This is a genomic window from Zobellia sp. B3R18 (genome assembly GCF_018860715.1).
In the GTDB taxonomy this organism is placed as follows: Bacteria; Bacteroidota; Bacteroidia; order Flavobacteriales; family Flavobacteriaceae; genus Zobellia; species Zobellia russellii.
In genome coordinates this window covers 103,361-118,676 of sequence record NZ_JAHKQG010000011.1, presented here as the reverse complement: position 1 = coordinate 118,676, position 15,316 = coordinate 103,361, and the positions used below count along the sequence as shown (strand labels likewise).

Here is a 15,316-nt window from a genome sequence, read left to right as displayed (position 1 = left end):
GGAGATTAGGGTTTCTTTTCAGTAGTCTCCCTTTCTTTTACAATGGCCATAATCTCTTCGGGAGACAAGTAATAACGTCTTATACGTTCTTTGTACTTTTCTTCAATTTCGGCATGATCCAGAATAAAATGTTTCGTTTTTAGAATATAATCGTGCATTCCGTGGGCAACGGCAAAAGTATCCGCTGCGCGTTCCGCTTCTTTAATATATGAGCCGGAAAATGAATATTTAAGGCCAAACCAAATAAGATTTAGGGTACTGCGGTTCCTGTAATCCATTACATGCCCTAGTTCATGCCCCAACCAACCGATCATAATGTCACTTGGTACATCTTTGGTAAAAAAGACGGTATCGGAAATCTTTATTTTTTCACTTATTAGAATAACATAGGCACGCTTCTTTCGTCCTTTAAAAAGACTGTTGAATTTGGGCTGCGCCTGCATGGTAGATTGCTTGATCTTCTTTACAATTTTAAAGGTTATGGGTGTTTGTTCCAATTCCGGGTAGTGCGATAGCGCAATCCGGGCCTCATTTTTTATGACATCGGGAACTGTATGTTGTGCATTTAATTGGACAAAAGCCATGAAGAATATGAATAGTTTAAAGTAATACAAAACCTAAATTATACGTGTTTACATTAATGAGACATAATATATAAAACCCTGCTGTAGATTAAAACCCTTTTACCTAACCGGTTAATTATAAATTGGAAAGCACACTCATTTTAAGGTTTAAAGAGGGAATTTTAAAATTGGGGAGGATGCCTAAGGGTTTCGTTGCCAAATTAAACTTGAACAATGCATAAGAAGCGAACCATAAAAATTATTTCCCGTATCATTTTGGTATTACTGGTACTCGTGGCCCTAACCTTACTTGGGGCCCAACTTCTGGCAAAGGATGCCATCGCGAATTTTTTAAAGACCAAATTGCCACCACATATTCAATTGGCATATGAAGACATAGATGTAAACGTTTTGACAGGAACGACAAAACTGAATACTATTGATTTGAACATTGGAATTTCGGATTCTATCAGGCCTAGGGCATCCGCAAAAATAGAAGCATTGGAGGTTGTGGGGTTGGGCTATTGGCAGTTTCTTTTCAACAAGAAAATAACGCTCACTAATATCAATGTAGATAAGCCGGTTTTAAAATACTATTTAAAAGGAAAAGAAGACAAGGCCACAAAATCAAAAAATGATAGTATAGGGCTTAAAAAGTCCATTCATATAGACCGCATCAACATCAAGAATGGTTCTGTAACCCTGTTTAAGAACCCAGAAGATAGTGTGGCTATGAAATTGGACTCGGTTTTTTTTGAAATGGATGAGGTTGTTACAGATAGGAATCGTATTAATTCCAAAATTCCCGTTGCCTATTCCGATGTAAAATTTAATGGGAATTCGCTTTACGCGGATTTAGGTCCCTACGAAGCGCTAAACGTAAATGAAATTCATTTGGACCAAGGCCATCTCCGGGTAACGGACTTAAAACTAAAATCAAAATATAGTAAGACCAAGCTGTCTGCGCACTTGCGAAAAGAACATGACTATATAGATTTAAAAATTCCCCAAGTAGATTTTGATGAGATTGCTTTTGGTTATGCCGATGCTAAATATTGGGTGCGTACCGGAAAGGGGACTTTGCAGGGACCCAATTTAGAAATGTACAGAGATAAGCTAGTGGCCGATGATTTGGAGAGAAAGAAAATGTACAGCGAAGCCATTCGTAAACTGCCTATACAGCTAGATGTTCCCGAAATACAGATACAGGATGGCGCAATTACTTATAGTGAGCGAGTGAATAGGGAAACGACTCCCGGTAAAATTGTTTTTGGTGATGTAAATGCTAAAATCCTTCACATTCAAAATGTACCGGAAAGAAAGGAGAAAACCAGTGTTGCCGCCAGAGCTTTGCTCATGGGCGAAGCCCCAATAACCTTAAACTGGTCTTTTGATTCTAAAAATACCAGAGATGCATTTTTGGCTTCCGGTACCGTAAAAAGTTTTAATTCAAAGAACATCAATCCTTTTTTAGAATCCAATTTACGGGTACGTGCCAAAGGCGAAATTCAAGAACTCTATTTTACCATAAGCGGAGATGCGGTTTCGTCCGCAGGCGATATGAAAATGAAGTATGAAGATTTTGAATTTTCAGTCTTAAAAAAAGACCGTCTGCGCATAAATAAAGTATTGACGGCAATAGGAAGAATATTTGTGAACGACGGCTCCAATACCGATGAAAACGGATACAGATATGGCGGTATTGAAGCAGAAAGAGACCCCACAAAGTCCTTTTTTAATTATCTGTGGCTAAATGTTAATGACGGTTTAACTTCTACTATTATAGGTAACGGAAAAAATAAAAGGAGAAAAAATTAATTTTTTAGAGGTAATCTACAAGGCAGGGAAAAAGTACTTTGAAGGAGGTAATTTAGAAACTAAAATTCAAGGATATGGGAGTCATTTCAAAAGATAAAAAGAAGATAACGCTATATTATAATTCAGAAAATTCAATCGGTAAACAAACGTATGCTTACGTAGAATCTGCAGATGAAGATATTCTGGCTATAGATATTTCAAAAACAAATGTAACGGGTACCCAATGGGCGGAAATTGCTCATAATATGAACGTACCTGTGGGAAAATTGGTAAATCAGGATCATCCTGATTTTAAAGAAAAATATGGGAACGAGAAGGTAGATTTAGATGAGCATGATTGGTTGCGTATTCTGGTGAAATCCCCATCAACTTTAGCTTTTCCGGTAGTTATAAAAGGAGAACGATTTATTCCTATTCACAATCCTTCGGATTTTGTAAAGTTTATGGATGATGACAGTGCTGCGCTAGACAAGCCTTATAATTAATAAGATTAAGAATCTATTCTTTTGTATTACTTGTTGGCAATTTTCATTGCTAATTTTAAGTATAGTTAAGTTGAAGTTTAATCACATAAAATAATAAAGATGAATCAAGAACAATTAGAAGGAAAGTGGAACCAAGTAAAGGGAAAACTAAAACAGAAATACGGAAACCTTACCGATGACGACGTAACCTATTCCGAAGGCAAATTTGATGAAATGCTCGGAAGGGTACAGGAAAAAGTTGGAAAAGGAAAAGAAGAGCTGAAAGCAGAAATTGCAAGCTGGTAATACAGTTGTAGTTTAAAAAGTAAGAAGGCCCGGGCATTTACGCTCGGGCCTTTTTGTATGTTATTTTTGGATATATTTAAAATTGAAGAGCAGGAAATTGTTCAGCGTTCTTGCAAAAAAAAGGATGGCCAAAAGCCATCCTTTAATCCTTAGTGTATGAGTTATTGGTCTCTAAATCTTTTTACGTCCCATAATCAAGCTGATTATAAAAAGTACGATAAAGATGAAAAATAAAATCTTGGCAATACTAGCGGCACCTGCAGCGATTCCTCCAAATCCGAATACTCCTGCAATAATGGCTAATATGATAAATATAACTGTCCAACGTAACATATCTTGTGGTTTTTATGATTAGTAATAAATTGTTTTTGATACAATTTGTAATTCGTATCATTAAGGTAAAGGTCTTGAAATGACGCGGAAGACCTTGACTGTATGCAATTTAAAACTAACTGTATTTTCGTAGGGACTCAGCAACATTGATAAGAAAATGGGACGCTGGAACAGCATTCAATACCATTTTAGAAATAGTCCAAAAGGGCTATAGCTCCGTTATAAGAGATTACAATAGAGAAGAATAGCGCGGCGAAAAGCCCAATGTTAAGAAGAAGTCCGGCTTTATGTGTGTGCATCAATTTGGAGTTGTTACACAGCAGTATGATTCCCAAGATTACCAGAGGTAGCACAAAAACATTAAAAACCTGAGAAACAATCTGCATTTCAATAGGGTTGGCTCCAAATACGGGCACTATTAGAGCAAATAGACAAGCAATGGCGGTAATGGTCTTAAATTGCTTAGAGGTTGTGTCCAATTCGCCGGATTGATAATCCGCAAGGAGAATGGGAGCGATAAGTAAACAGGGGAAAATAGAGGAAAGACCGGCGCTTAACGTACCAAAAAAGAAAAGGGTAAGTGCAAACTTTCCGGCAACGGGTTCCAAGGTGTTTACCATATCCAAAACTTTGGTAACGGGCTGGCCTTGGTGAAATAGTGCTCCACAGGCTACGGCCATTACAGCCGCACTGATTACGAATACAAGTGAGGCCGCTATTATGGCATCCTTTTTTTGTTGCTTAAGGTGCGCAATGGTCCATTTTTTTCCCTTAACGAATAAAGGACGGGACAAGAAAGTTGCTGCTGCCATAGTGGTGCCCACAAAAGCGGCAACCATCATTCCTCCTCCTTCTACTTTTGGAACAGTGGGGATAAGCCCTTTGGCAACCTCTATAGGTAAGGGATAGACCATAAAAAGGGAAACAAAGAATGAGAGTCCCATAATCGTAACGAAAATCACCAATATTTTCTCGAAGAAAACATACTTTCCTATTAACAGAAAACGATACATAATTGCAATAACCAAAATAGCAATGGTCAGAACCAACTCATATTGATGATCGGCCAATGAGGGGAAGTAAATCAAAAATATCTCAAAGATGATATTTGCCGAAATACCAAGTATTCCCATGAGTGAGTTCCACTGCCCGAACGAAACGCCCAGAATGATTAAAATGGCAATGGGTTTTCCCCATTTTAGATGTTTTTTAAACGCGTATAGGGCCGTTTCTCCGGTTACCAATGCATAATTTCCATAGGCGTACATTAGCATTCCAGAGAAGATACAGCTTAATACCAAAACCCATAACAACTGCATACCATAGGTGCTGCCCGCTACGATCATAGAGGTTACACTTCCTGTTCCAATAGTATACCCAATGGCAAAAATACCCGGACCAAAAGCAAGTGCCAAGGCGATTATTTTTTTCCAAAAACTAGTCTTTTGTTCTGCCATGTTGGGATACTTTTTGGTGATATAATACTTTTTGGGGAAGAGGTAAAATGTAAGTTGTATTCAACTTAATGACTACGCCAATTAAGCTAGGATTTTATTGAAATCATAGCGTTCAGGGTCTGGTAAATAGGCTTTTGCAGCTTCATAATCGGCTTCCTCAATAAAGTGCATGTTCTGAAAACAAAGTCGAGCAAATTCCGAATCTATGTCTACTAGACGAGGAGCAATTTTACCATCTTCGCCTTGTAAATCTTCTAAAAATAACGGCGTTACTTCACCTTTGGAATTTGCGGTAACAATACAACCACTAACGCCTTGGTCAAATAGTTTTTTTACGCCAAGCCCCAGGAGTGTACAAAGAGTTAGGTCAAACCCTATAGGTCTGCAACATCTAAGCTCATAGCCAAGTTCTACAGGTCTACTTTTTATGTTTACGCCCAGTTCTTTCAATTTTGATTGGACCAGCATGTTAAAGATGTGAGACTTGCTTACATTGCCCAATTCCGGATGGCCGTGATCATCATAGGTAAAGTTAATGCCGCAATGGTCCAGTTCGCTATCCGGCATAATGTGAAAAACACCTTCGCTAACCAGTGCTACACCATAATTAATGTTCAGTATTTTTCGCTTTATGATGGATGAAATAATCAAGCGAACCACCTTGTCAAAAGTGATGGAAGTCTTGTTGAACATTTCGGGAATGACCATCATGGGAAAATGACAGCTGGTGGCTATACCAAATGCCAAATGCCCGGCAGAACGACCCATGGTAGACATAACGAACCAGTTTTGACTGGTACGGGCGTCCTCATAGGTGGTATTACCAATACGAACACCTTCGTCCTTGGCCGAATGAAATCCAAAAGTTGGATTCCGGTCGGGTAGGGGCAAATCATTATCAATTGTTTTGGGTACGTGAATGTTTGAAATGAAGATGTTTTCCTTGGACAGGTACCCCGTAATTCTATTGGCCGTAGAGGCGGTGTCATCACCGCCAATACTAACCAATAGTTTTACATTATTATCGGAAAAAAGCTTCGTGTTTATTTTTTCATCGCTGGGTTTAAATCTACTCATAATAAGAGTAGAACCACCTCGACTAAAAATACGGTCTGCATGGGGAAAATCGAATTCCTTTATTTGGGGTTCCTCGGAAAAAATTCCCTTAAAACCTTCGTGAAGTCCCAGTACGCGATAGCCATCTTTCAGAAAAATTTTGGCTACTGTGCTTATTACAGCGTTAATGCCCGGAGCAGGGCCTCCACCACAAATAATCAATATCGATTTTTTAGAAGCCATGTTTCAAGTTTTAAATATTAGCGGGCAACTCTTCCTGAAGCGTCACCGCCCATTAGCTTTTCTACTTCACTTACGGTAACCAAGTTGGCATCACCTTTTATAGTATGCTTTAAACAGGATGCCGCTACGGCAAAGTCTAGAGCATTCTGGTCATCTTCCGGGTATTTCAACAATCCGTAAATCAAACCGCCCATAAAAGAATCACCACCACCAACACGATCCACAATATCCGTAATTTGATACTGACGTGTTTCGTACATTTTGGAACCATCCCATAATACACCGGCCCACGTATTGTGAGAAGCAGAAATAGAGCCCCTTAACGTTGTAATTACCTTTTTTGCCTTTGGGAATTTTTTCATCATTTGCTTACAGACTGATAAGAATGCTTCCGCTTTAACATCGGCACCATCCTTATGAACATCAAGACCTTCAGGGTGAATACCAAAGTGTTTCTCTGCATCTTCTTCGTTCCCTAAAATAATATCACAGTAAGAAGTAAGTTCGGTCATGATAGCTTCTCTATCACCTCCATAGTTCCAAAGCTTGGCCCTGTAATTCAAATCGGTTGAAATAGTTATGCCTTTTGCACTGGCCGCTTTCACGGCTTCCAAACAAACATCTGCAGCACCTTGTGAGATAGCTGGTGTAATACCTGTCCAGTGAAACCACTCCACACCCTCAAAAACAGAATTCCAGTCTATCATACCGGATTCTATCTCAGAAATAGCGGAATGAGCGCGGTCATAAACCACTTTAGACCCACGGGAAACGGCACCCGTTTCTAGAAAATAAATTCCTAGACGGTCGCCACCATAGACAATCTTATCCGTTCCTACGCCTCTTTTTCGCATTTCCATAAGTGCACATTCCCCAATATCGTTCTTTGGTAAACGCGTCACAAAATCTACGGGAACGCCATAATTGGCGAGCGATACGGCTACGTTAGACTCGCCTCCGCCATAAACAACATCAAAAGTATTGGCTTGTGAAAATCTTAAAAATCCCGGAGGAGCTAAACGCAACATTATTTCTCCAAAGGTTACTACTTTTTTCATTTCAAATTGTGTTACTGTATTACTGTTCTTAAGTGCTAGTTTTAGATATATACCGTTAGATTCCTAAAGCTTGCCCACCACCAATTTGGATGGTTTCTGCGGTAATGAATTTGGCATCGCTGCTCGCTAGGAAAGATACCACACCGGCAACATCTTCAGGCTGACCTAATCTACCCAACATAATGCTGTTGGCCCATGAAGCAAAAACTTCTGGTTTTGTAGCTTTGATCTGTGCATGAAAAGGGGTGTCTATAGTACCTGGAGATACCGCGTTTACCCTAATACCGTATTCGGCCAAATCTTTTGCCAAAGCTTTGGTAATGGTATGAACACCTGCTTTAGAAGTTCCGTAGATCCCAGCTCCTGGTCCGCCAGCGGTCCAAGCTGCGTTTGAGGTATAGTTGATGATGGATGCATCTTCTCCTTTTTTAAGGAAAGGTATAGCTGCTCTTGATGCGAAAAATGTAGAATCTAGATTTAGCGCCATAACAGATCTATAAAATTCCGTGGTCATTTCTTCAAATCTAGATCGGCCACCTAGACCACCTGCGTTGTTTACAAGGGTATCTATTTTTCCGTACTTTTCGCCAATTGCCTTTATGTTTTTGGTTACGGCTTCTTCATTGGTGACATCAAAACCATAATATTCCGCATCAATGCCCTCTGTAGATAGTTCTTTTACTCTCTGCGCACCGGCTTCATTGTCTATGCCGTTAAGGATAACGGTATAGCCATCTTGCCCTAATCTTTTTGCCACGGCGAAACCTATTCCACCTGTTGCTCCTGTTATTACTGCTACTTTTCCTTTCATTTCTATGTTAGTTACTGTTAGTGAATTTTTATATGTATTAAACCGACTCCAATTCTACGGGTCGTATTCTCTTTATTAATCCAAATATTGATAGTACTGCAAGAGGAGCTAGTACCGCGATGACAATAAATGCGGGGGTATATGATACGGATGCAATCATAGGAATCAATGAGTTCATTATGATAACCGATACTGCCGCAACGGTACCTGCCAAACCTGCCAAAGTACCCACAGATGGTCCGCGGAAAAGATCACTTGAAATAGTTTGAATATTACCGATGGCAAATTGAAAGCCAAAGAGTACCACTGCCACGATATAAATAAACGTCATAGGGTTCTTTTCCGTTACTAAGAAAATTATTCCGAGTAGACCCATGAAAATCAATGCCCCGCCAATGGTTATCGTAATCTTTCTTGCCGCATCTACAGTTTTGGTCTCCATGAGTTTACCGCAGTACCAGCCTCCTATGATGCTGCCCGCCATACCGCCTAGATAGGAAATCCAAATAGTAGACCCTATTTCCTCAATGCTAAAACCAAATTTAGAGTTGAGGTAAAGTGGCATCCAACCAACGAACAACCACCAAATAGGCTCTATAAAAAAGCGGGACAAAAGTACTCCCCATGATTCTTTGTAGCTTAGGATTTTTGCCACGGAAAGGCCTTTTTCCTTTTCCTCCGTTGAAGGGCCTAAAGCAATTTTATCGGCAAGAATCAGTTTTTGTTCTTCTTCTGTTATCCATGGGTGTTTCTCCGGTTTGGCCTTGTTGATGAACAACCACGGAATGACCCACAACAACCCAATGGCTCCAATGATGATAAAGGTTGAACGCCATCCGAAATGACCATATAAATAAGCGATCAGTACGGGTGCTATTACACTTCCCAACGATGCACCTGCATTAAAAATACCTTGTGCAATGGCCCTTTGCTTAACGGGAAACCATTCGCCATTGCTTTTAACCGCGCCTGGCCAGTTACCTGCTTCGCCTAAACCTAGCATAGCCCTAAAAAGTGTTAGAGAAATTAGGCCTCTGGCAAAAGCGTGTAATATTGACGCTACGGACCACACTACTATGGAAACGACAAACCCCATACGGGTACCTATCATATCATAAAGCTTACCGGATAGAAACTTTCCGGCAGCATAGGTAATCATGAAAACATTGAGCATTATGGCATAATCCGACTCATCCATTCCCAAATCTTTGCCCATCTCTGGCCACATAACACCAAAAGCGGTACGGTCTATATAATTTATGACCGTTGCCAAACAAATTAGGGCTATAACCCACCATCTTAAACCTTTGACTTTCATCTTCGTTTTTTTAAATTATTCTTTATAATTGGATACACGAATGGCTGTCCTAGTTCTATGGGATAGGAGAATTATTAGTTCTAAAAGCCTGTATTTAAGATGTTTAAATACGTGTTGTGTAATAGGATTGGTATGTTCGACTTTAGCCGTTTACCTTCATTGGATAAGTTTTTTTTAGTATTAGTTTCCCTTCAGTGTACGAATAGTAAAAAGATAAATCGTGCACTTTTATCCTTCTAGTATTTTTACTTTTCTGTCTTCGCCATAAATGTAATCGTACAATTTGGCAAAGTGTAATTTCATTGTTTCTTTGGCCCTTTGCGGGTTTTGTTCCAATATGGACAAATAGATGTCTTCGTGCTTTTTTACTTCTGCCAATGCAACATCCCCATCACAGACACGGTCTTTATCATATGCAACGATAATCTCTGGGGTTATCAATAGCATAAGGGTATTCATTGTACTATTCTTACTTGCCGAAGCTATGGCAAGGTGAAAGAGCAAATCCTCTTCCAAACAATCTTCGCCAGCTATCATCTTGGTCTTATAAGCATCAAAAGCAGATTTTAGGCGTTCTAGGTCTTCGTCGGTTCTTCTTAAAGCAGCCAATTTAACCGTTTTTAGTTCCAGTAAAATCCTAGTTTCAACCAATGATTTGAAATCTTGATCTTCCAAACTCAAAATATCATCTATCATACCGTTCATGGCAATTTGACCAATCTCGGCAATGAACGTTCCGCTCTGCGGTTTTGAGTTTAAAATACCGTAGAACTCAAGCTTTTGAATGGCCTCGCGAACGTTACTTCTACTTACACCAAACTTTTCGGAAAGTACACGTTCTGCAGGCAGCTTATCACCTGGTTCTAGATTTTTGTAATTGATTAAATCACGAATATTAGAAATGATTGCATTTTGAACTTCTTTGTTCTCATGTTTTGTAAGTATTTCTAACTTCATATTTGATGTATATTGTAAATTGGTTAACCAGATTGGTTTGTTAAAATTATAAAATTCTAAACTACAAAAAAAGTATTTCTTGAATTAAAAAAGTTACGATTTTATGGGTGTTCTAAGCGTTTTTTGAATTTTACCGACCCGTGGTGAGCGAGTCGGCAAAATTACTCTCAATCTAACTCAAAACAACAATTCTACTATTCTTTATTTGTATTTATTACGAATGTTTTTAGACGTTCGTTATCAGTTCATTAACCTTTGGTACTGTAATTAGTAACCAGGGTTTTGGGTAATAACACCACCACTTGCCAATACTTCTGAGATTGGAATTGGGAATAAATGGTAATTGCTATTAATTGTTTCTCCCATTTCGGCATCTACAGAACCTGTTCTTACCAAATCAAACCATCTTTGTCCTTCAAAGGCCAACTCTAATCTTCTTTCATCAAGAATGGCTTGCCTCACATCTGCTTGTGTGGTTATGGTTCCGGTTAAGCTGGTTAAACCGGCTCGTGATCTTATATCGTCCAATAGGGGTAATACGGTTGTAGCGGGAGCACCATTTTCGTTTAATGTTTCAGCATATAATAAAATAACATCAGCTAACCTTAGTTCAATCCAGTCATGATCACCACCTAAACCTCCTTCTTTTGGGAATTTTATGGCAGTAGTACCCAAGGAGTCAAGCGTTACTGCTTTTCTTAAGTCTGTACCACCACCGTTAGCACCACTTTCATCAAATGCGGCAACTAGGTCCGGGTCAACTGGAAAATCAGCTTTTGAATCGTCTCCCACAAACCAGTTCCAGAAGCGAGAAGCAAATGAATATTCGTCTGTAATAGAACTTTCTATTTGCGAAGAAAATATTATTTCAGAATTCTCTACCTCATTGGCGGCACCAAAAACCTCGCTGAAATTATCCTTAAGGCTTATTCCGGCAGCTGCGGCTCCGTTTACAACGGCGGCCAAATGAGGTTCGGCACTAGAATAATCGCCCATAGTGGCATATACTTTTCCCAACAATCCTTGAGCGGCATATTTAGAGGCCCTTCCGTTTACAATTTCAATGTCCAAAGCGGCAATTGCATCCTTTAAATCAGGAATGATTACGTTATTATAAACATTAGTAGCGGGTTGTCTTTCTAAAATAGATGAATCTGTTAGGCTAGGTGCTGCTGACAAGTTTACAGGAACATCGCCAAAAACTTGAACCAACTTAAAGTAAGATAAGGCTCTAAGAAATTTTGCTTCGGCTATATCTGTAACATTCGTTGAGTTTTCTATTACATTGTTTGCACTTAATATGGATTTGTACAAAGCGGTGTAGAAAGGGCCAAAGAATTGGTCTTCCATAGCGGTTATACCTCCGTTATAGGTATCGAACTCTGTATAAGGAGCTTCATCCATAAAAGCGTTGTCCGCTCTAAATTCACCCATTACTGCCATTGGCGTAGTGGTACCAAGTTGATAATAATATGCCGCATTTAAAACACCATCAAAATCTGTTAAAGAGTCTGAACTGGCAATATTTGGCGGAACTTGATCTAGATCACTATCACATGCGGTTATGATTAGCAACAATCCCAATAATTTATATATGTTTTTCATTTCTTTTATTTAAAAGTTAACATTTAAACCGATAGTAAAGCTTCTTACAATTGGACTTGCACCTACTTGAGCACCGTAAGTTGTTGGTCCTAAGTAATCACTACCTGCAGTCTGTACACCTTCTGGGTTATATGAAGTATAATTATCTGCCCATAAGTACAATAAGTTAGTTGCGGCGGCATATAATCTAACGGAGTTTATACCTATTTGACTCGTTACATCAGAATCTAATGTGTAACCAATAGTTAAGTTTCTCAAGGCTACATAAGAAGCATCTTGTATTACGGCATCTGTTTGGTTTCTGTTAGCTGTATAGAACTCACCGTTGTGATCGGCAATACCATCACCTTTTGGTGTTACGCCATCATCTTCAAAAGCTCCAACGGCATCAAAAGTGCTTACTAATCTTCCGCCCCATTGCGATTCGTAGTATAAAGGGTCTATATTGTAAACTTCCGCTCCATGAGATCCTTGAAGTTGAAAGGACATATCAAAAGATTTGTAATTAAGATTATGAGACATACCCCAGTAAAAATCAGGTGTATTCTGTCCTATTTTCACTAAATCTCCACCATCTTCAACACTCTTTGTGTTGTCTATAACGCCATCACCGTTTTGATCTACAATATAGGATTCCCCGGATTGATTGTTTGGGTGTCTTGTTCCATCTGCTAAATATCTCATTTCAACATCTCCAATGGTTTCTAATCCCCACATTTCACCAATTTCTCCACCTACATAGTTTCTAAATACAGGGCCTCTACCACTTTGTCCGTAGATGGCTTGAGGTAGTTCGTCCAAACCTCCCAAATCTGTAATTTCGGTTTCAACTGTAGATAGGTTGGCTCCAAAACTCCAAGAGAAATTATCTGATTGTATAACGCTCGCATTCAATTCAAATTCTAAACCGGAACTTCTAACATCTCCGGAATTGAGAACAATTGAAGTGGTTCCCAATACTTCGGAAACACTTTGGTTAATTAAGATATCCTCAATATCGGAAGTGTAATAATCCACACCCAATCTAATTCTGTTGTTAAACAAACCTAAATCAACACCATAGTTGGTCTCCGTGTTGGTCTGCCACGTTAAATCTGCATTTGCTACGTTGTCAGGAATTAGAAAACCAGTTCCATAAACTGTTGCTTGAGGGTCTAAAAGGCTTAAGGCATCATAAGAACCTAAGAAAGAAGTTGTACCTAGGGAACCTGTGCTGAACCTTAGTTTGAACTGACTTAAAGTTTCACTGTTTTCTAAGAAGGCTTCATTATGAATGTTCCATCCTAAAGATAGGGCTGGGAAAGTTTCATATCTCTTATTGGCTCCAAAACGAGAATCACCATCTCTTCTAACTGAAGCAGATATTAGGAAACGATCGTCATAGGCATAGTTAACTCTTCCGAAAACACTTTCTCTTACTCTAGTTTCGTCTCTTTCGGTCACGGTTATGTCCGCAGGGGTAAATAGGTTGTAATTTAGAATATCGCCTTCTGGTACATTTGCACCGTCTAAAGCAGTTCCTTTAAAAGTTGTGGTTTGAAATTCAAGACCAGCAACTCCAGAAATATCGTGTTTGCCTATTACCTTGGCATAGTTAAGCGTAGTTTCACTTAGTACAGAAGATACTTTTAAATCTGTTTGATCTCTGTAAGTTTGAGAATCTCTTGCCCTGGAGTCAAATCCAAGTAATCTGTGTTGATAAGCTTGGGTATCTCTAAGGTCTCCACCTAGTACGGTTTTAATGTTTAATCCGTCTATAATACTGTACTGTAAGTAACCACTAACATTTCCGAAAAATGTTTTTTCCCAACTATCTGTATTGTCAAGCTTAGCGGCAGGACCTGCATCACCGGAACCACCAATACCATTGTTAGCTCTACCATAATGCCAATCTTGTGCGGCCATTCCTGGTTCTAGAGTGTAGATACTATTCGCTTCGTAACCAGAACCTCTATAACCATTGTCAAATGGTGCCAGTCCTAAGGCTTGAGCTTGAGCGTCTAATTGTTGAACAAAAGCAATGGATTCATTAGTATGATAAACTGGATGTACACCATAGGATCTTAATAAATCTCTCATATCGTGACCTAAAATGTCTCTATGAGAAGTAAAACCATTGAAATTTAATCCGGTTTTAAATTTCTCTCCTAATTTGGCGTCAATATTTAAACGTGCGTTGAGTCTTTCATAGCCTTGTGTTCTAACAACACCTTCGGCATTTTGATAGCCTATAGAAGCAAAATAATTTACATCATCTGTTCCTCCGCTCATGCTAAAATCATGGCTAACGGTGCTTCCATTTTGAAAAAGCCAATCTTCTGGGCTTATTGCTCCTGGAGAATTTTCATAAGCATTTAATCTATATTCCAAGAAAGTAGGATCATTAGTCTCTACCGTACCGGCCCAGTTACCCGCAGCAATTTCGGCTCGTGAATGCTCCGCCCATTCAGGTCCTGAAGCAAGTATGTTGTCTCTGTATTTGCTGGAAAAACTGGTGTAGGCGTTATAGCTAAAAGTAGCTTTGCCCGACCTACCTTTTTTAGTGGTAATCAGGATTACACCGTTAGCTCCCCTAGAGCCATAAATTGCGGCAGAAGCAGCATCTTTTAAAACCTCTAAGCTTTGAATATCGTTAGGGTTAACTGTGGCTAGACTTCCTGAAATTGGGTAGCCGTCTACAACGATCAATGGGCTGGAATCTCCTGAGATAGATGAAGCAGCCCTTACCTGAATCTTTGGATCTGCACCTGGCGCACCATCTTGATTTTGGATTAATACACCTGGTAATTTACCGGCCAATGCATCATCTACACGGGCCGCTTGAATAGCGGCTACTTCGTCACCGCCTACTTTTGAAACAGCTCCGGTTAGGTGCGATTTTTTTCGCGTACCATAACCCACTACTACAACTTCTTCCAATAGAGCGGCATCTTCAACCATGGTTATGTTTATGGTTGACTGACTGCCTACGGTTACGTTTTGAGTTACATAACCAATGTAGGAAAATTGAAGAATATCTCCGCTGGAAGCGTTAATAGAATAAAGTCCATCAAAGTCTGTGGAAGTACCTGTTGTAGTTCCCGTTATAATTACGTTTACACCGGGAATAGGTACGTTGGCCTCGTCTACGATCGTACCGGTTATGGCAGATCCATCTTGGGCAAATAGCGATATGTTGAGACACAATAAAGCTATAAGTGTTAGTTGAGTTTTTAAATTCATTTGAATAATGTTAAGTTAGTAATGTTCATCGGTTTAAGGCTAGAGCCCCAAATGAGGATGATCAGCATCATCTCATTCAATCTTCAACTTACTAATGCACGAAAC

The 15,316-nt window shown here is 39.4% G+C and carries 13 protein-coding genes; 3 read left to right on the top strand and 10 right to left on the bottom strand.

The features are described from left to right. Nucleotides 1–5 precede the first annotated feature (5 nt). Nucleotides 6–584: a hypothetical protein gene (locus tag KO513_RS06995; RefSeq protein WP_215438327.1), complete on the bottom strand. Its 579-nt coding sequence runs from the start codon at nt 582–584 to the stop codon at nt 6–8. Between the two features lie 213 nt (nt 585–797). Between KO513_RS06995 and KO513_RS06990 the strand changes: the two genes are divergently transcribed. The 3 genes from KO513_RS06990 to KO513_RS06980 all read left to right on the top strand — a co-directional run bounded on the left by KO513_RS06990 (nt 798) and on the right by KO513_RS06980 (nt 3,151). Next, complete coding sequence (locus tag KO513_RS06990) at nt 798–2,381, top strand: hypothetical protein (protein ID WP_215912828.1); 1,584 nt, start codon at nt 798–800, stop codon at nt 2,379–2,381. A 74-nt stretch (nt 2,382–2,455) separates the two neighbouring features. Then, entirely contained in the window at nt 2,456–2,866 is a 411-nt protein-coding gene (locus KO513_RS06985; RefSeq protein ID WP_215912827.1) for an arsenate reductase family protein, read from the top strand. 99 nt (nt 2,867–2,965) lie between these two features. Next, nucleotides 2,966–3,151, top strand: coding sequence for a CsbD family protein (locus KO513_RS06980; RefSeq protein WP_215438324.1), 186 nt, complete (start codon nt 2,966–2,968; stop codon nt 3,149–3,151). Nucleotides 3,152–3,322: 171 nt separating this feature from the next. Here KO513_RS06980 and KO513_RS06975 read toward each other — a convergent pair whose 3' ends face one another. From KO513_RS06975 to KO513_RS06935, 9 genes are all read right to left on the bottom strand, one after another. Next, nucleotides 3,323–3,484, bottom strand: coding sequence for a DUF1328 family protein (locus KO513_RS06975; RefSeq protein WP_194524557.1), 162 nt, complete (start codon nt 3,482–3,484; stop codon nt 3,323–3,325). A 188-nt stretch (nt 3,485–3,672) separates the two neighbouring features. Further along, nucleotides 3,673–4,941, bottom strand: a complete 1,269-nt coding sequence (locus KO513_RS06970) for an NRAMP family divalent metal transporter (RefSeq protein WP_215912826.1) — start codon at nt 4,939–4,941, stop codon at nt 3,673–3,675. A gap of 81 nt (nt 4,942–5,022) precedes the next feature. After that, a complete protein-coding gene (locus tag KO513_RS06965) occupies nt 5,023–6,240 on the bottom strand; it encodes a 6-phosphofructokinase (protein WP_215912825.1) in 1,218 nt (405 codons plus the stop codon). Nucleotides 6,241–6,257: 17 nt separating this feature from the next. After that, entirely contained in the window at nt 6,258–7,298 is a 1,041-nt protein-coding gene (locus KO513_RS06960; RefSeq protein WP_215912824.1) for a sugar kinase, read from the bottom strand. A gap of 55 nt (nt 7,299–7,353) precedes the next feature. After that, nucleotides 7,354–8,109: an SDR family NAD(P)-dependent oxidoreductase gene (locus tag KO513_RS06955; protein WP_215912823.1), complete on the bottom strand. Its 756-nt coding sequence runs from the start codon at nt 8,107–8,109 to the stop codon at nt 7,354–7,356. A gap of 37 nt (nt 8,110–8,146) precedes the next feature. After that, nucleotides 8,147–9,427 carry an MFS transporter gene (locus KO513_RS06950; RefSeq protein WP_215438319.1) on the bottom strand — a complete coding sequence of 427 codons (1,281 nt, stop codon included), beginning with the start codon at nt 9,425–9,427 and terminating at the stop codon, nt 8,147–8,149. A 228-nt stretch (nt 9,428–9,655) separates the two neighbouring features. Continuing rightward, nucleotides 9,656–10,384, bottom strand: a complete 729-nt coding sequence (locus KO513_RS06945; RefSeq protein ID WP_215438318.1) for a FadR/GntR family transcriptional regulator — start codon at nt 10,382–10,384, stop codon at nt 9,656–9,658. Between the two features lie 267 nt (nt 10,385–10,651). Continuing rightward, nucleotides 10,652–11,989, bottom strand: a complete 1,338-nt coding sequence (locus KO513_RS06940) for a RagB/SusD family nutrient uptake outer membrane protein (protein ID WP_215912822.1) — start codon at nt 11,987–11,989, stop codon at nt 10,652–10,654. Nucleotides 11,990–11,998: 9 nt separating this feature from the next. Next, nucleotides 11,999–15,211 carry a SusC/RagA family TonB-linked outer membrane protein gene (locus tag KO513_RS06935; RefSeq protein WP_215912821.1) on the bottom strand — a complete coding sequence of 1,071 codons (3,213 nt, stop codon included), beginning with the start codon at nt 15,209–15,211 and terminating at the stop codon, nt 11,999–12,001. Between the last annotated feature and the right edge of the window lie 105 nt (nt 15,212–15,316).